Source organism: Nonomuraea sp. NPDC052116, from assembly GCF_040680035.1.
Classification (GTDB): Bacteria; Actinomycetota; Actinomycetes; order Streptosporangiales; family Streptosporangiaceae; genus Nonomuraea; species Nonomuraea angiospora_A.
The window spans coordinates 1-15,998 of sequence record NZ_JBFAWA010000018.1 but is presented as its reverse complement, the minus strand read 5'-3'; the positions used below and the strand labels follow the sequence as shown (position 1 = coordinate 15,998).

At 69.5% G+C, this 15,998-nt stretch carries 15 protein-coding genes; 6 read left to right on the top strand and 9 right to left on the bottom strand.

All coding sequences use genetic code 11. The annotated features are described in order from the left end of the window. Positions 1-20: 20 nt before the first annotated feature. Positions 21-473, top strand: a complete 453-nt coding sequence (locus AB0L65_RS31135; protein WP_364252262.1) for a helix-turn-helix domain-containing protein — start codon at positions 21-23, stop codon at positions 471-473. 1 nt (position 474) lies between these two features. Here AB0L65_RS31135 and AB0L65_RS31130 read toward each other — a convergent pair whose 3' ends face one another. Next, positions 475-969: a MarR family transcriptional regulator gene (locus tag AB0L65_RS31130; RefSeq protein ID WP_364252259.1), complete on the bottom strand. Its 495-nt coding sequence runs from the start codon at positions 967-969 to the stop codon at positions 475-477. Between the two features lie 77 nt (positions 970-1,046). On the opposite strand from AB0L65_RS31130, the gene AB0L65_RS31125 reads away from it, so the two are divergent. Next, entirely contained in the window at positions 1,047-1,874 is an 828-nt protein-coding gene (locus AB0L65_RS31125) for an aldo/keto reductase (RefSeq protein ID WP_364252256.1), read from the top strand. Between the two features lie 3 nt (positions 1,875-1,877). Here AB0L65_RS31125 and AB0L65_RS31120 read toward each other — a convergent pair whose 3' ends face one another. Further along, on the bottom strand, positions 1,878-2,318 hold the full coding sequence (locus AB0L65_RS31120; protein ID WP_364252253.1) for an Lrp/AsnC family transcriptional regulator: 441 nt from the start codon (positions 2,316-2,318) through the stop codon (positions 1,878-1,880). 103 nt (positions 2,319-2,421) lie between these two features. Between AB0L65_RS31120 and AB0L65_RS31115 the strand changes: the two genes are divergently transcribed. Both AB0L65_RS31115 and AB0L65_RS31110 read left to right on the top strand, forming a co-directional pair. Continuing rightward, positions 2,422-3,141 (top strand): AzlC family ABC transporter permease, encoded by a 720-nt coding sequence (locus AB0L65_RS31115; RefSeq protein ID WP_364252250.1) that lies wholly within the window; start codon positions 2,422-2,424, stop codon positions 3,139-3,141. After that, positions 3,134-3,460 carry an AzlD domain-containing protein gene (locus AB0L65_RS31110; protein ID WP_364252247.1) on the top strand — a complete coding sequence of 109 codons (327 nt, stop codon included), beginning with the start codon at positions 3,134-3,136 and terminating at the stop codon, positions 3,458-3,460. The genes AB0L65_RS31115 and AB0L65_RS31110 overlap by 8 nt, the downstream gene beginning before the upstream one ends. A gap of 20 nt (positions 3,461-3,480) precedes the next feature. On the opposite strand, the gene AB0L65_RS31105 is transcribed toward AB0L65_RS31110, so the two are convergent. The 4 genes from AB0L65_RS31105 to AB0L65_RS31090 all read right to left on the bottom strand — a co-directional run bounded on the left by AB0L65_RS31105 (position 3,481) and on the right by AB0L65_RS31090 (position 6,526). After that, the gene (locus tag AB0L65_RS31105) at positions 3,481-4,092 is read right to left on the bottom strand and encodes a TetR family transcriptional regulator (RefSeq protein ID WP_364252244.1); all 612 of its coding nucleotides are present in this window, start codon (positions 4,090-4,092) and stop codon (positions 3,481-3,483) included. After that, on the bottom strand, positions 4,089-4,520 hold the full coding sequence (locus AB0L65_RS31100) for a hypothetical protein (protein WP_364252241.1): 432 nt from the start codon (positions 4,518-4,520) through the stop codon (positions 4,089-4,091). Before AB0L65_RS31100 ends, AB0L65_RS31105 begins: the two co-directional genes overlap by 4 nt. A 141-nt stretch (positions 4,521-4,661) precedes the next feature. Continuing rightward, the gene (locus AB0L65_RS31095; RefSeq protein WP_364252238.1) at positions 4,662-4,826 is read right to left on the bottom strand and encodes a hypothetical protein; all 165 of its coding nucleotides are present in this window, start codon (positions 4,824-4,826) and stop codon (positions 4,662-4,664) included. 191 nt (positions 4,827-5,017) lie between these two features. Then, complete coding sequence (locus AB0L65_RS31090) at positions 5,018-6,526, bottom strand: AMP-binding protein (RefSeq protein ID WP_364252235.1); 1,509 nt, start codon at positions 6,524-6,526, stop codon at positions 5,018-5,020. A 1,456-nt stretch (positions 6,527-7,982) separates the two neighbouring features. Here AB0L65_RS31090 and AB0L65_RS31085 point away from each other — a divergent pair. Then, on the top strand, positions 7,983-10,826 hold the full coding sequence (locus tag AB0L65_RS31085) for an AAA family ATPase (RefSeq protein ID WP_364252232.1): 2,844 nt from the start codon (positions 7,983-7,985) through the stop codon (positions 10,824-10,826). A gap of 9 nt (positions 10,827-10,835) precedes the next feature. On the opposite strand, the gene AB0L65_RS31080 is transcribed toward AB0L65_RS31085, so the two are convergent. Together AB0L65_RS31080 and AB0L65_RS31075 are read right to left on the bottom strand one after the other, a co-directional pair. Continuing rightward, positions 10,836-11,675 (bottom strand): class I SAM-dependent methyltransferase, encoded by an 840-nt coding sequence (locus AB0L65_RS31080; RefSeq protein ID WP_364252229.1) that lies wholly within the window; start codon positions 11,673-11,675, stop codon positions 10,836-10,838. Positions 11,676-11,902: 227 nt separating this feature from the next. Continuing rightward, positions 11,903-13,423, bottom strand: a complete 1,521-nt coding sequence (locus AB0L65_RS31075) for an MFS transporter (protein WP_364252226.1) — start codon at positions 13,421-13,423, stop codon at positions 11,903-11,905. A 289-nt stretch (positions 13,424-13,712) separates the two neighbouring features. Between AB0L65_RS31075 and AB0L65_RS31070 the strand changes: the two genes are divergently transcribed. Next, positions 13,713-14,582, top strand: coding sequence for a TetR/AcrR family transcriptional regulator (locus AB0L65_RS31070; RefSeq protein WP_364252223.1), 870 nt, complete (start codon positions 13,713-13,715; stop codon positions 14,580-14,582). Positions 14,583-14,652: 70 nt separating this feature from the next. Here the strand turns inward: AB0L65_RS31070 and AB0L65_RS31065 are convergent. Next, a partial coding sequence (locus AB0L65_RS31065; RefSeq protein ID WP_364252220.1) for a thioesterase domain-containing protein occupies positions 14,653-15,998 on the bottom strand: 1,346 nt, incomplete at its 5' end.

The following is a 15,998-nucleotide window of genomic DNA, read 5'->3' as shown; positions in this document are numbered from 1 at the left end:
TGCGTGACCATGGGGAAGCAATGGAAGACGGCACTTCAAAGGCACTCGGTTACTGCACGGGAACCATGGACGACCAGGTCATCCAGTGGGACACCCGGGCCGACTGCGACGTGCGGAAGATCCTCGACCGCGTCGCGGACAAGTGGTCGCTGCTGGTCATCGCCCTGCTCGACCGCCGTACGATGCGCTTCTCCGAGCTGCGCCGCGCCATCGACGGGGTCAGCCAGCGCATGCTCACCGTGACGCTGCGCCAGCTGGAGCGCGACGGACTCGTGACCCGCACCGTCTATCCGGTGGTGCCGCCGCGGGTGGAGTACGAGCTGACCGCGCTCGGCTTCTCGCTGCACGAGGTGATCAAGTCGCTGGTCGTCTGGACCGAGGAGCACCAGCGGGAGATCTCCGACGCCCGCACCGCGTACGACGACCGGACCGCCGAGGAGGAGCGCCTGCTCCAAGCCCCCGCAGCGCGCTGATTTACGCCTCGGGGCCGAAGACCCCGGGATACGCCCCGCCCGGCTCGGGATCGAGCCCCTTCCACAGCGCCCGCAGGATGCCGTGCAACTGGGCCACCTGCTCGCCGGTGAGCGGGTCGAACAGGCGCCTGCGCACCTCCTCCACGTGCGCGGGCGCCGCCTGCGCGAGTGCGGCGAAGCCGTCGTCGGTCAGCTCGGCCATGGTCACCCGCCGGTTGTCCGGGTGCGGTGACCGCCGCACCCAGCCGCGCTCCTCCAGCCGCGCCACCGCGTGGGACAGGCGGCTGAGCGAGGAGTAGACCTGCGCGGCCAGGTCGGTCATCGACATGCGCCGCTCGGGGACCTCCGAGAGCGTCGCCAGGATCATGTAGTACGTGTACGGCATCCCGGCGTCGTGCTGCAGCTGCCGGTCGAGGGCGTCGCCGAGCAACCGGGTCGTCCACAGATACGCCCGCCAGGTCCCCTGCTCGTCGTCGTCGAGCCACCGTGTCTCCACGCCGCCCATCCTAGCTTGAACTCTCAACCTTTGAGGTGTAGCGTCCACACTTGAACGCTCAACCTTAGGGAGAAATCATGAAAATCGGCGACTTGGAAGTGGGCAGCATCGGTTTCGGCGCCATGCGGCTGTCGGCCGACGGCACGATCTGGGAGGCGCCCGCCGACCGGCAGGGCCCCCTGGCCGTCCTGCGCCGCGCGGTCGAACTCGGCGTACGGCACATCGACACCTCCGACGCCTACGCGCTGGGCGCGAACGAGGAGCTCATCGCCGAAGCCCTGCACCCCTACGCCGACGACGTCGTGATCGCCACGAAGGGCGGCGTGACCCGGCCGAGCGTCGAGGAGTGGATCCCGCTGGGGCGCCCCGAGTACCTGCGCCAGCAGGCCGAGCTGAGCCTGCGCCGCCTGCGCCGCGACGTGATCGACCTGTACTACCTGCACCGCGTCGACCCCCAGGTCCCGCTCGCCGACCAGGTCGGCGCCCTGGCGCAACTGCGGGAGGAGGGCAAGATCCGCCACCTCGGCCTGTCGGAGGTGACGGTGGACCAGCTGGAGGAGGCGCGCGGGATCGCCCCCGTCGCCGCCGTCCAGAACCTCTACAACCTCACCGACCGCACCCACGAGAAGGTCGTGGAATACGCCGGCGAGCACGGGATCGCGTTCGTCCCGTTCTTCCCGATCGCCGTCGGCGACCACGCCAAGGCGGGCGGCCCCGTGGCCACCGTGGCGGCCGAGATCGGGGCGACCCCGGCCCAGACCGCCCTGGCCTGGCTGCTGCGCCGCTCGCCGGCCATGCTCCCCATCCCCGGCACGACCTCCGTGGCGCACCTGGAGGAGAACGTCGCGGCGGCGGGTCTCACGCTGACCGACGAGCAGTTCGCCCGGCTGGACCAGGCGTCATAGGGCCTAGGGGGCCGGTTTGACGTTCTTCATCGTGAAGTGCGAGGTGACGTTCCTGATCCGCGGGATGGTCATGACGTACGTGCTGAGGAAGGTCTCGTAGGCGGCCAGGTCGGCGACGGCCACGCGGACGAAGTAGTCGGGGCTGCCGAACAGCCGCCGCAGCTCGATGACCTCCGGGGCCCGCGCCAGGGTCTGCTCGAAGCGCTCGACGGTCTCCGCGTCCTGGGCGTCGAGGGTGAGGTCGACCAGGACCTCGAACGACCGGCCCACGGCGGTGGGATCGATGACCGCCCGGTAACCGCGGATGACGCCCTCGGCCTCCAGCCGCTGGACGCGCCGCAGGCACGGGCCGGGGGTGAGCCCGACCCGCTGGGCCAGCTCCACGTTCGTCAGCCGCCCGTCCCGTTCCAGCTCGGCGATGATTGCTCGGTCGGTCGCATCCATGGGAGAAGATTGCACCGTCAGGGCCTCCGGGAGCAATATTCGCAACCACATGTCGCGCGTTCTGCGAGACCATGGAGGGGTGCAAGATGTAGTTTCGCCCCAGATGACCGCTCCACCCCCGATGACCCGGAAGGAGCAGATCATCGCGGGGGTACGCGACTCCTTCTCCGCGGGGCTGGGGATCTTCCCGCTGGGGATCGCCCTCGGCCTGCTGGTCATCCAGGCCGGGCTTTCCTGGTGGCTGGCCCCCGCCCTGTCGTTGGCCGCGTTCGCCGGATCGCTCGAGCTGCTGCTGGTGGGCATGATGGCGAGCGTCACGCCGCTCGCCGCCGTCGCGCTGACCGTCCTGGTGGTCAACTTCCGGCACGTCTTCTACGCCTTCTCCTTCCCGCTCCACCTGGTCAGGAACCGGCTGGCCAAGGCGTACGCCGTCTACGCGATGATCGACGAGGCCTACGCCGTCAACGCCTCGCTTCCCGCGGCGGAGCGCTCGGCACCCCGGCTGCTGGCGATGCAGCTCGCCTGCCAGACCTACTGGGTCGGCGGCGGCCTGGTCGGCGTGGCCGTCGGCGTGGCTCTGCCCGCGCCGATCAAGGGCCTGGAGTTCGCCCTGTGCGCCCTGTTCACCGTGCTCACCCTGGACGCGTTCCGCTCCCGCCGGGAGATCCCCTCGGTGCTGCTGGCGGGGGCGAGCGTGGCCGTCGCGCTCGTCCTCACCCCGGGGGTCGCCATGTTCACGGCGCTGCTGCTGTTCGTGGCGCTGCTGCTGGTCCGGCACGCGCTCACCGCCCGCCGATCCGCCCCGGAGACCGCCGATGCCTAGCACCGCCTACCTCGCCGCCGTCCTCGCGATCGTCTTCGCCATCACCCTCGCGCTGCGCGCCGTCCCCTTCGCGGTGCTGCGCACGCTGCGCGGCTCGGCGATCGTGCGGCAGCTGTCGGCGTGGATGCCGGTCGGCATCCTCGCCATCCTCGCCGTGACCGCCCTGCACGGCACCATCGTCGCCGAGCCGCGCGCGACGCTGTACGCGCTGCTCGCGGTCGCGGTCACGGCGGGCGTCCATCTCGCGTTCGGCCGCCGGACGATCCTGAGCGTCGGGATCGGCACCGCGGCCTACGTCGTCCTCGTCAACGCCTTCTGAGTCAGAGGGCGTTGAGGTCCTTACTGAGGACGGAGCCGCTGTCCGAAGCCCGTGACGATGGCGTCCAGCCCCGTGGTGAACCACCGTTCGTAGAAGTCGAGGGCGGCGGGGCCGGGCGGAGGAGCGGGGGCGTCGGAGCCGGGCGGCGTGCCCACCTGGGCGAGGGCGTGGCCGAGCACGTAGACGCCGACGGACTGGATGACGATCAGGGATTCGTCCTGCTCGATGCCGGCGGCGGTGAAGCGGTCGAGCACACCCGCCAGCAGCGGCAGGGCGCTTTCGACGTCGACCGGGTAGGTGGCCAGCAGCGGCACGGCGTGCGGGTGGTCGAGCAGCATGCGCCGGTACGCCACGGCGAACCGCGTCACCGCATCCGTCCACGTCGGGCCGGGGTCGAACCCGGCGAGCGCGGTGGCGAACAGGCGATTGACGATCGCGGCCAGAATGGCGTCGCGGTTGGGCACATGCCGGTACAGCGACATCGCGGCCACCCCGAGGCGGGCGCCGATGCCCCGCATGGTCACCGCGTCCAGGCCCTCCTCGTCGAGGAGGGCGATGGCCGCGGTGACGATCTGCTCGGTGGTCAGCTGGGGCGGCCGCCCGCCCCGGCCGCGTGGTGGCTTGGTGCTCATGCGGCCAGTGTGACAGCCAATGTGGTGCCGAGCATGGCCAGACTGAGCAGTCCGACGATCATGTGCTGGACGTCGGGGACGACCGCGTGCCCGTCCGCAGGCAGGATCTTGAGGGTGCGGGCGTAGTCGCGCTCGTAGACCTGCCGCTGGGCGGCGGAGCTCAGCCCGAAGTACGGCAGCCACCAATTGGCCAGGTGCCCGGCCAGGATCAGCCCGCATAACGCCGACGCGGCGATCAGCGACCATGGCTGGCGCAGGGCGATGCCGGCGGCGATGAGCAGCGGGAACGGGTAGTTGATCGACGCGGCGAGCAGCCGTGGCCGCAGATTGCCGGTCTTCAGGTCGTTGAGCGGGAACATCGGCACCCACTCGGTCAGGGCCAGCCAGGCCAGCCAGAGGAGAGGGAGTGCGATGGCGATCGTGGTCACGGAGACCTCCCGGTCCGGAGTTTGTGTACCACGTAAGCTTACGTGGTACACAAACTCTGCACAACCCCGGGCCGGAGGACGGGATCGCCCCGCGAGGACCTGCCTCGCGGGGCGACGGATGCCGGTGCGGCGGCAGACCTCCTACCCGTCGTCGTCATCCGGAGGGACCGGGGCGGGCGGGATCGCGGCCGGGGCCTGCGCCACCGTGGCGGCGTCGGCCGTACCGGTCGATGGGGCGGAGAGCGAGACCGAACCGATGAGCGCGGACGCCACCAGGGTGGCGGCGACGAGCAGGCGTTCGAGCATCAGAGATCACTCCGTGAGGTGATGAACGGCCCGGCTGATGCGGGCTGACGGAGCGTCGACACGGGGCTCCCGGGAAGCGCCAGTACGGCGCATGAAGCACTTCTCACGCTAGCGGGAGCGTCCCGCGGCGTCTCCCGGCAGGAGGCAAAGCCTTCCCCAGGCCCGAGCCCTCCCCGCCCTCCGAGGACGCCTCAGGGCGTCTCCTCAAGGAACCGCACGAGGTCCTTGCGCTCGTTCTTGCCGTTGAGGGTGAGGGGGAAGAAGGGCAGGATTCGGCAGATCGCGGGCACCTTCGCGGCCTCCAGGCGGTGCGCCAGCTCGCGCAGGACGACGTGAGGGGCGAGGTCGCCCTCGACGATGATCGCGAGATCGTGCCGCTCGCCGGGAGGCACGACCGCGGCGGCCCGGACGCCCGGGATGTCCATCGCGGCGGCCTCGATCTCGATGGTGCTCATCCGGGTGCCCTTGCGCTTGAACATGTCGTCGCGCCGGCCCTCGAAGTAGAGGTAGCCGTCCTCGTCGAGGAAACCGTAGTCGCCGGTGTGCAGGCGGGTCTCGCCGGTGGCCGCGTCGCGGCGGTAGACGCGGGCGGTCAGTTCGGGGGCGCGCCAGTATCCCGCCATCACGTTGGGCCCGGCCACCACGATCTCCCCGGTCTCACCGGCGGGCAGCGGCGAGCCGTCGTCGCCGAGGATCAGCACGCGGGTGCCGGGCAGGGGGCGGCCGACCGAGTCGGGGCGCTCCCGCTCCAGCTCCGGTTCCATGATGGTGACCCGTTTGCACTCGGTGACCCCGTACATCCGCACCACCCGGGCGCCGGGGAAGCACTCGCGCAGGCCCTCGATGGTCGAGGCCGGCAGCGCGGCGCCGGTGCTGGTGAACATCCGCACGGTGGGCACGGAGCCGGGGGCCCGCCTGCCCAGGGTCGTGAGCATGGCGCCCAGCGAGGGCACCATCGGCACGACGGTCGCGCCGCACTCCTGCAGCTGGCTCAGCAGCGCCAGGTCGGACCCTTCACCCGCCAGCACCAGCTCCGCGTGCCCGAGGGCGGACAGGAAGATCTGGTAGAGGCCGTAGTCGAACGACATCGGCGACCGGCAGAAGACGACGTCACCCGGACGGTAGCCGAGCACGGCGTTGATGGCCGACGCCGCGAACGTCACCTGCGCGTGCGGGCCCACCACCGCCTTGGGCGCCGCCGTGCTGCCGGAGGTGTACATCAGGACCGCGACGTCCTGCGGCCGGACTTCGGCCGGCCCGCCCGGGACGGGGCGTCCGGCGAACGCCTCCACCTCCCTCCAGAGCTCGTCGATCCCGTGGACGGGCACGTCGGCGGTCTCCCGCAGCGCCTCGCCGGCCCCGATGACCAGCTTGGGCTCGGAGTCCTCCATGACGGACCGCAGGTGGTACGCCTTCATCCCGGGGTTCAGGGGCACGAAGACGACACCGTGCCGCGACGCGCCGTAGAGGATGGGGACGGTCTCGCGCAGGTTGGGCAGCTGCACGATGATCCGGTCGCCGGGTTCGACGCCCGTGGCCGCCAGCCAGGCGGCGAAAGCGCGGCTGAGCTCGACGACCCGCCGATAGCTCCAGCCGCCGCGGGCGTCGCGCACCGCGATCCCGTCCGGATTCATGGCGGCCGCCTCGTCCAGCAGTTCGTGAATGAGCCGCGGCCGCGGAGAATACGCCGTGGAAATCAACCCGTTCAATATGTGCCTCCAGCCCCGAGCCGGGGAAAGGAAATTCTCCGGCAGCCGGGACGCATGCGCGTGCAACCGGAAGCCGGCCAGGCCGATTCCGAAGCTACGCTCGGGCCCCGGCGAGCTGACCCCCTATACCACCCCTATCTAGGGGCCCTGGGGCCGCGTAGGCCCCCAGCAGCGGCGGATCCCGCCGGCCCTCCCGGCCCGCGACCAGGGCGGCCAACTCACGCCATAGATGATCTTGGAATTCTGTGCAATGTTCACAACCTCGGGGGCAGGAGGACTGTTCACCTGCGAGGGTTTCCGGAGATTCCAGATGCGACAACGTCGCAAGAGGAGCGGTTGCGGCGGATTACCGCCGTCCTATTTGGTACGTTCCAGAAAACGGCCGCCCGAAAAGAGATGGGCTTCATCGCCCCAGTTGAGCACCGTTGCGGCGGAGAATCATGCGGCCGTCGGTTTACGGCTATTGGCATTCCGGACTACAGTGATCCACGCCCGTCCGGGGCAGTGCCGTCAAGGCGGCCTTTCCTTGACTCGGACCGGCGCACAACATTACCGTGACGGTTTGGCGCCCGTTTGCGATTCGGTCGGGGTGCAAGGTCTGCCGGACGGTGTGTTTTCGCAGCACACCGACCACGCAAGCCGCTGATACGCATGATGGAGACGTGGCCGCACATGTTACAGGAATTCACGGGCGCAGGCGAGAGCGCGAAAGGCGCTGTCGCACTCAATCTTTATCGGATTGTCAGTGAAATCGCGGTGAACCACGGGAAACCCGTCCCCGCGTCGCCGGCCCTGTTTTCCCTGCCGGGCGGTCGCGCCGCCGGATGGCGTTCTGCCGCCCGGTCGTAGCGTGGCCGCGGGTCATCGACTTCAAAGGGGGCAGGGAATCCTTTCCGTTCTCACCCATGGCGACCGCCCCCCGGCGGACGCCGTCCAGCTACCGGACCACCGCCCCGGCTCGGCCGCCGGCGGTGGCGGCCTTGTCGTGCGCGCCGACCGCTTCCCGGAAGCGGCGGACCGCACGCCGGGCGACTCCCGCCCCGGCGGGGGTCCGGCCGTATCCCGCGACTCGAGCGCGGGCACCATGTCGTGCCTCGGACGTCCGTCACCCGGACCCGGCGGGCGGATCCTGACAGGCTCCGCCCGCGCTTCGAGCTGCGCGAATGTCGAGCCGTCCCGGTCCGGGGCCGGCTCACGCGAGGACCTGCGGTCGTGGCTCGGCAGACCGCCGTCACCCGCCGCCACGCCGAAGCACGGCCACCGCGCCGCCTCCGAGCGGCCGGCCACACCTTCACCGCCCGCGGGCGAGAGGGGCCGGGCGTCTTCCACGCCACGCCGAAAACCTCGGCTCGAACGTGACGAAGTCGGCAATCGAAGATCCCTGGACTGCTCCCGGTCCGCTTCCTGACTGAGCTTCCTCTACGACCAAACAGGTGAAGGAGAGTCGATGCAGTTCGCCGAACGCGAATCAGAAATCACCCTCCTCAGTACCATGCTCGCGGAGAGTGAGCATGGTTGGGGAAGAATTGCGATGATAACCGGCCCTCCGGGGTTCGACAAGAGCCGGGTGCTGCACGCCTTCGCCGATTCGGCGGTGCGGTCGGGCGCCACTCATCTGAGCGCCATCTGCCTACGGAACGAGCAGAACATCTCACTGGGCGTCATCCACCAGGTTTCGCAGAGCCTGAGTGCCGCACTGGGTGAGATGCCCCCCGCGTTGAAACTGTTGCAGGAGGCCGTATTCAACGCGGGACCGCGCGGCATCCGGCCGGAAGACCTCAATTGGATCGGCGTCACGCACGGCCTGTGGGAGATCATCACCAACCACGCGCGGCGCGGCGCGGTATTGATAACCATCGAGGACGTGCAATACGCGGATTCGGTTTCGCTGGACATTCTCCTGCATTTCATAAACCGGCTCCATTCCGCGAACGTCTTCATGGTCTTCACGGTGAACGAAGGGCCGGACGGGGTGCCGCTCAGAATTCAGAGCGATCTCATGCACCATCCGCAGTGCCGCCGCATCAAAGTGGCGCCGTACTCGTCGGGCACCATTTCCCGGATCGCGCAGGTCCGCCTCGGGACCGAGCCGGACGATCCGCTGGCGGAGGCGATCCACGAGGTCAGCGGCGGAAACGCCCTCCTGGTGCGCTCGCTGATCGAGGACCGGGAGAACGCGGGCGGCGACGGGACCGGCCTGGTGATCGACGACGGCTTCTCCGGATCCGTCCGCACGCTGCTGAACCGCATCGGCAGCACCCCCCTACGGGTCCTGCGCGCCACCGCGGTGCTGGACGCGTCGGCCTCTCCCCCGCTGCTGGCCGAGATGCTGCACATCAAGCAGCCGGCCGTGGTCCGCACCCTGGAATGGCTGGCGGAGATCGGCCTGCTTGGCGTGGACGGCTTCCGCCACCCCGCCGCCAGGGAGGCCGTCCTGGACTCCATGGAACCGGACCTCCTCAAAGAGCTTTACGCACGCGCCGCCCAGCTGCTGCACGCGACCGGCGTACAGCCCACCGTGATCGCCGACCACCTCGTCGCCGCCGGCGCCAAGCACGAACCCTGGGCCCTGGACGTGCTGCGGGAGGCCGCCGACCAGGCGCTGGCCACCGACGAGTACGAGCTCGCCGTGCGGTATCTCCGGTACGCGGCGGACCTGTGCTCCGGGCCCGACGAACGGATCCAGGTCACCCTGGCGCTGGCCAAGGCCACCTGGCGGATCAACCCCTCCACCGCCACCATGCACCTCCCGATGCTCGTGCAGGCCGCGCGGGACGGCCTGCTGCCCGCCAGGGACGTGCACTGGCTGCTCACGTGCATGCTCTGGCACGGCCAGTACGACGAGGCCGAGGAGATGTTCGCGCTGCTGGAGCAGGCCGAGCAGGGCGATGGCCAGGAGGCGGACGGAGCCCACGCGTGGCGCCTCGCGGCCGACCACTGGCTGGCCGGCACGCACCCCCCGGTCCTGCACCGGTTGCGGGGGACGCACAAGCCCTCCCCCCTACGCGAGGGCAGCGAACGGCACCCGGCCCATTCGTACGCGCGGACGATCTCCGCGCTCGCCGCCAACCTGCGCGACGGCGAGACCGAGGCGGCCCTGCGGACGGCGGAGAAGGTCCTGCACTCCGTCCAGCTCGAAGGCTGCAACATCGAGCTGGTCGAGGCGGCCCTGTTCTGCTTCGTCTATTCGGACCGCACCCACGAGGCGGCCTCCCTCGTCGAGAACCTGTACGCGGTGGCGGAGCGGCGCAACTCGCCCACGTGGCTGAGCGTGCTCGCGGCCTTCCGCGCGCACATCGCCGAGCACAAGGGAGAGATGCTGGAGGCCGTCGAATGGGGTGAGCTCTCCCTGCGCACCCTGCCCCCCAGGAGCCTGGGCGTGCTCGCGGCGCTCCCGCTGGCCAGCCTCATCGAGGCCCACACCGAGATGGGCGAGTATCAGAAGGCCGAACAGTACCTCCGCCATCCCCTGCCTGAAACCGTTTACCAGACCCGGTACGGGCTGCACTACCTCTTCGCGCGGGGCCACTACAGAACCTCGGTCGGCCAGGCGCACGCGGGCCTCAGCGACTTCCTGAAGTGCGGCACGCTGATGCGGTCCTGGGAGGTAGACACGCCGCTGCTCGTCCCGTGGCGCCTCGGGGCGGCCGGGGTCTCGGTCGTGCTGAAGAACAACGCCCGCGCCCGGAAGTTCCTCGAACTGCACCACGCCACGCCGCACGGTCACAGTCCCCGGATCCGGGGGTTCGCGCTGATGGTGCTGGCCTCCGCCGAGGAGGTCGGACGCCGGCCGCCGCTGCTGCGCAAGGCCGTCGACATGCTCCAGGACTCCGGCCACAAGATGGAGCTGGCGCACGCGCTGGCACGCCTCAGCCACTCCCTGGCCGCCCTGGGCGAGACGGACAAGGCCCGGCTCATCGGCCAGCAGGCGGACCGGGTCGGCCAGCGTTGCCATGCCGAGCCCCTGCGCAGGTCGGTGGCGAACGCCTTCGACAGCGAATTCGGCGCGATGGCCGCCGGGAACGACCAGAACGCCCTGAGCCCCGCCGAATATCGGGTCGCCTCGATGGCGGCGCTCGGCTACACGAACCGGGAGATCGCGACGAGAGCTCATATCACCATCAGTACGGTGGAGCAGCACCTCACGCGCATATATCGCAAACTCGGGGTGAACGGCCGGAACGACCTTCCGCGTCTGTTCTCGTCGAAAGAGCTCGGCTCCTCGAACGGAAACGTGCTCGTCGCGGAGAATTCCCGGCACCTACCCGGCTCGGCGTCCGTGCCCGGGTGACGGCCGGTTTCATTCATCAGGCGGGATTTCCCCTTCGGGTGCGTCCCGTTTGCGGACGACGACGATGGCCCAGCCGACCTCCCCCCGGTCGATGGCGGCCTGCACTTCTTCGCAGGACGCGGAGAAGGCGAGCATCTTGTCCCGGGCCGCGGCGTCGGCCATCTGTCCGGCCCGCGCCCGGGCCGCCTCCGCGTTTCCCTGGAACGTCCGCCTGAGGAAGCCGGTCACATTGACCACCGAACTGATTTCAAAGCCGGCCTCCGCCAGCGCGGAATGGTATTCGAGAAGCGTGTAGCCGTCGTTCCACCCGAACTTTTCGTAGACCTCGGTCCGGGTGCGCTCGCTGATTCTCGTCCGCGGCCGGTAGAAATCACTGAAGGCGAAGATGCCGCCGCTGCGCAGCACGCGGCGGATCTCCGCATAGCTGCGCGGCATGTCCGGCGCCTTGTGCAGCGCGCCGTGGCTGACGACGTGGCTGAAACTGCCGGGCTCGTACGGAAGCCGCAGCACCGACGCCCGCCGGAAGCCGACGTCCAGCCGTTGCCGCTGGTTGGTGCACAGATCCTGGGCGAACCTGACGTACTCCTCGCTCTCGAAGATCCCCTCGCCTCGGCAGCCGAACCACTGGGCCAGGTGGACCAGCAGGCATTCACAGTCGTCGCCCACCTCGAGCACCGTGCTCGAACCGTCGATCCCCGCCTCGGCGGCGAGAAACGCGGCGGTCTGCTCGACGGTCGTCCGATAGTCGTCCCGGCTGTTCTCCCGGAAATCGTCGGCCGGGTGGTCGGCTGCATGTGCCACGCCATAGCCCGTCACATTCAAAAAGGTATGACTGCTCTGGTCGTACATGTCTCCGACTTCCCTCCGACAATAAGGGTGGCCCGCGGTCGTGGCACCGCACCGATGCCTGCCGACGCGAACGCACCGAGGATCAATCGCGTTCGTCTCGCGAAGACTCTTGTCTATACCTCGAAGAGTGCCCGGATTCTCTCATGTACTCAATGGTGCTATCCCCCCTTTTCTGGTCCGGTCTTCCGTACATCGGCCTCACCCATTTACGTCGCGCCCCGGACGCATCACGAAGGATTTTGCGCCTCGCGCAACTTGATGAACGCGAGAATCCCCATTACTAGCATGATGACCGCGCCGGCGAAAGCGGCGATCTGCATTCCGTCTACATAGGCGTCGCGGGCCACGGAGGCCAGGGCCGCGCCCACCGCCCGAGGGAGCTCGGCGGCGACCGACAGCGCGCCGCCGAGGGTCTCGTGCGCCACCGCGGCGGCGTCGGGCGGGACGCCGGGCGGCAGCTGCGCGGCGAGGGTGCTGCGGTAGACGGCCACCCCGATGCTGCCGAGGATGGCGGCGCCGAGCGCCTGCCCGAACTCGGTGGAGGACTCGAACAGCCCCGAGGCGGATCCCGCCTTCTCGGGCGGCGCCGTGGCGACCACCATGGTGGAGGCCAGCGCCTGCACCGACCCGATCCCCCAGCCCAGCAGGAACAGCCCGCTGAACAGCAGCGGCAGGTTGACGTCCGTGCTCAGCTGGGAGATCAGCAGGAAGCCGATCGCCCCGAAGACCATGCCGGAGCCCATGATGGTGCCGGGCCGGAACCATTTGGTGAGCGCCGCCCCGAGCACCGAGCCGGCCGCCGAGCTGACGGCCGTCGGCACGGTCATCAGCCCGGCCACAATCGGCCGCATCCCGAGCACCGACATCAGATATTGCGTGATGAAATAGAACGTCCCGACGAGGGCGAACACCGCGAGGGTGGCGGTGATCAGGGACACGGTGAACGCGTGCCGGCGGAAGAGCGCCAGGTCCAGCATGGGGTCGGGCAGCTTGCGCTGCCTCTGCAGGAACAGGCTCAGGAACACCAGCCCGATCACGGCGCTGATCCACATCGTCACGGAGAAGTTCTGCTCGGCGACCATCTTCACCGCGTAGACGATCGGCAGGGCGGCGAGCAGCACGAGGACCGCGCTGAGGATGTCGAACTTCCCGGGGTTGGGGTCGCGGTATTCCGGCAGGAGCGGGCCGAGCGCGAGTAACAGGATCATGATCGGCACGCTGATCAGGAAGACCGCTCCCCACCAGAAGCTCTCCAGCAGCCACCCGCCGACGATCGGCCCGGCCACGCTGCCGAGGGTGAAGATCGCGGCCCAAATGGCGATGGCCATGTGGAGCTGGCGGCCGTCGGTGAACAGCACCCGGATGAGGGCGAGGGTCGGCGGCATCAGCGTCGCCGCGGCGGCCCCCTGCAGGCCACGCGCCACAATGAGCAGCTCGGCACTGGGCGCGTACGCCGCGATGGCCGACGTGAGGCCGAACACCACCGCGCCCACCAGGAGTAACCGCCGGCGGCCGATCCGGTCACCCAGATTGCCCATCGGAATGAGCAGCCCGGCCAGCAGGAAGGCATAGATGTCGACGATCCACAGCTGCTGTGTGCCGCTCGGTTCCAGCTCGGCGGTCAGTGACGGGAGCGCGAAGAACAGCACCGTCACCGTGATGGAGATGAGCAGTACGGGCAGCATGAGGATCGCCAGGCCGGTCCACTCCCGCCACCCCGCTTTGGCGCCTCTTTCGGCGATATCCATTCCCACCCCTCTCATACTGTGTACGTAACATTTACAGTACACCATATGTCAGCTTGCCAAAGGGTCTTGTCAAGTAAACATTGACTGCCACGACATGCTGGTGCTCCATGTCATGGCTGCTCACGATTACCTCCTGACTCACGCCCATTCTTGAAAGATATTTTCGTCACAACCGCTCCACCTCTTTTTTCGTCACATCAGGCGCGTGATATAATTTCATCACAATGGAAGATCGTGATGAAATCAGGCGACCATGCTGACGTGTGTCCAGTGCGGGAAAGAGCTCACGGTGCCTGCCCGCGGGCGCAAGCCCCGCTACTGCTCGCGCTCGTGCCAGGCCCGCGCCTACCGGGCCCGCCTCGACGCGCGGACCGGCCAGGGAGCCTGGCGGGAGAAGAAGGACGAGCGGCCTTCGCCGCCCCGTCCCGCACGGCCCGTCACCGGCGGGCGCGCCGATTCTCAGCGGACCGACGCCGGCCTGTCCCGGGAGCGGATCGTGTGGAGCGCCATCCGGATCGCCAACGCCGAGGGCCTGGAGAGCATGTCGATGCGGCACGTCGCGAACGTGCTCGGCGTCAAGGTGATGTCGCTGTACAACTACATCGACGGGAAGGACGCGCTGATCGACCTCATGGTCGAGGCGGTGTTCAGCGAAGGCGGAGACACCGAACCCCACGCCTTCCGAGGCTGGCGGGCCGAGCTGGAGGCCGCGGCGCGGTGGGAGTGGGCGCTGTACTCGACGTACCCGTGGGTCCTCGAGGTCATCGCGACGGTGAAGCCGCCGCTCGTCCCCAGCCTGCTCGCCCGCTTCGAACGCGGCCTGGGCGCGTTCGACGGCCTCGGCCTGGACCCCGTCATGACCCATCGGATCTATCTGGGCGTGAGCGGCATCGCGCAAGGGCTCGCCCTGCTGCGGGTGAGCGAGATCGCCTCCGAACGGCGGGGCGGCGGGATCTCGCTCAGCCAGTGGCGATCGGTGAAGGTGCCCGCGATCCTCGAGGAGCTGGGCGCCGACCGCTATCCGCGGCAGGCCGCGCTGCGCAACAGCCCGGAGGTCCTCACGGACCTGGAGGAGATCTTCGAGTTCAGCCTCCAGCGCCTGCTGGACGGCATCGCCCGGTTCCTGGAGGGGGAGTCGCCCGCTCCCCCTCACCGGTGACCCCGCTCTGGTCAGCCCTCGGCCGAGGATCACTGACGGCGCTCCCCTCGGCATGTGCGTGGTTCGCCGCTCACGCGCCGTTCGAACGCCCGCCGGACGGCTTCAGCCATTCCTCGACGGCCTTCGCGATGGACCCCGCCTCGCCCTCCAGCATCGTGAGGTGGTCGCCGCGGACCTCGCACAGGTCGTGCTTCAGGTGCCAGGAAGCCCGCCAGTTGCCTTCCCTGGACCGCTCGCCGTCGGGCCCGGAGGGCAGGGGGGTGTCCGGTCTGAGGAAGAGCACGGGGGTCTCGATGTCCTCCACCACCGTCTCCCTGAAGAGCCGGTAGTAGCGCCCCATGGCCGTCATCCTCGTGTCGCTGAAGGGCCCGTACACCTCCGCCCGGTCGAACATCCCCTCCAGCATCTGGCCGCCGAGCTCGTCGATGACGTCGCTGTCCGGCAGGAACGTGTCCAGCAGGACGAGGCCCTCCGGGCGCACCCCGTTCCGCTCCAGGTACGAGACGGCCGCGTGCGCGAAGTTGCCGCCGCCGCAGTAGCCCATCACCACGAACGGGTCGTCGCCGGCCGCCTCCCGGATGGATTCCGCCCACATGCGCACCACGACGTCCGCGTTGTCCGGAAGGCTGTCGTCCGGGGCGTATCCGGGCACCTGGAGCGCGTACAGGTCGCGTACTCCCTGGAAGTGCACGGCCAGCCGGGCGAACTGGGCCGCGCCGCCCAGCGCCATCGGCGTGCTGAAGCAGAACAGCTTCGGCCGCGCCGGCCCCGAGGCCAGGGCCAGCGGCGGGTACGCGCGGTCCAGCTCGTCCAGCGTCCGGAACACCGGCCGCAGCCGCGCCGCCGCCTCCAGCAGGTCCAGCCCCTCCTGCAGCTTCCCGGCGGGAGCCGCGGCGCGCACCAGCGAGCTGAGCGATCCGCCCCCGTCCGGCTCCGCCGGACCGGAGTCCCAGCCGGCGCCGTTGTCGATCGCGATCTCCTCCGCGAGGTGCCGGGCCAGCGCCGCGGCGGTGCCGTAGTCGAAGACCGCCGTCGCAGGCATCCGCACGCCGGTCGCCTTGTTCAGTACGTTGCGCAGCTCCATCGCGGTCAGCGAGTCGAAGCCCGCTTCGAGGAAGTTCTGCTCCGCCCGGATCGCCTCCGGCTCGCTGTAGCCGATCACCTTCGCCGCGCACTCGCGCACCATCAGGGTCAGCTCCTCGACCTGCTCGGCCGGCGACAGCCCGGCCAGCCGCCGCTGCACCGCCGACCCGTCGGCCACGGCCTGCCCGGCTTGGGCGGTGCGGCGGGCGGGGGCCCGGACGAGCCCGCGCAGGATGGGCGGGACGCCGTCGTGGCGGTTGCTGAGGGTGTGGGTGTTGATGGGGAGGGGCAGGAGGTGGGGTTGGGGTGTGGTGAGGGCGGTGTCGAGGAGTT

Bases quoted from the DNA above. Each gene is read 5' to 3' on its own strand.
- AB0L65_RS31135 (WP_364252262.1), top strand. From the start codon at position 21: ATGGAAGACGGCACTTCAAAGGCACTCGGTTACTGCACGGGAACCATG.
- AB0L65_RS31125 (WP_364252256.1), top strand. From the start codon at position 1,047: ATGAAAATCGGCGACTTGGAAGTGGGCAGCATCGGTTTCGGCGCCATG.
- AB0L65_RS31120 (WP_364252253.1), bottom strand. From the start codon at position 2,318: ATGGATGCGACCGACCGAGCAATCATCGCCGAGCTGGAACGGGACGGG.
- AB0L65_RS31115 (WP_364252250.1), top strand. From the start codon at position 2,422: ATGACCGCTCCACCCCCGATGACCCGGAAGGAGCAGATCATCGCGGGG.
- AB0L65_RS31110 (WP_364252247.1), top strand. From the start codon at position 3,134: ATGCCTAGCACCGCCTACCTCGCCGCCGTCCTCGCGATCGTCTTCGCC.
- AB0L65_RS31105 (WP_364252244.1), bottom strand. From the start codon at position 4,092: ATGAGCACCAAGCCACCACGCGGCCGGGGCGGGCGGCCGCCCCAGCTG.
- AB0L65_RS31095 (WP_364252238.1), bottom strand. From the start codon at position 4,826: ATGCTCGAACGCCTGCTCGTCGCCGCCACCCTGGTGGCGTCCGCGCTC.
- AB0L65_RS31085 (WP_364252232.1), top strand. From the start codon at position 7,983: ATGCAGTTCGCCGAACGCGAATCAGAAATCACCCTCCTCAGTACCATG.
- AB0L65_RS31080 (WP_364252229.1), bottom strand. From the start codon at position 11,675: ATGTACGACCAGAGCAGTCATACCTTTTTGAATGTGACGGGCTATGGC.
- AB0L65_RS31075 (WP_364252226.1), bottom strand. From the start codon at position 13,423: ATGGATATCGCCGAAAGAGGCGCCAAAGCGGGGTGGCGGGAGTGGACC.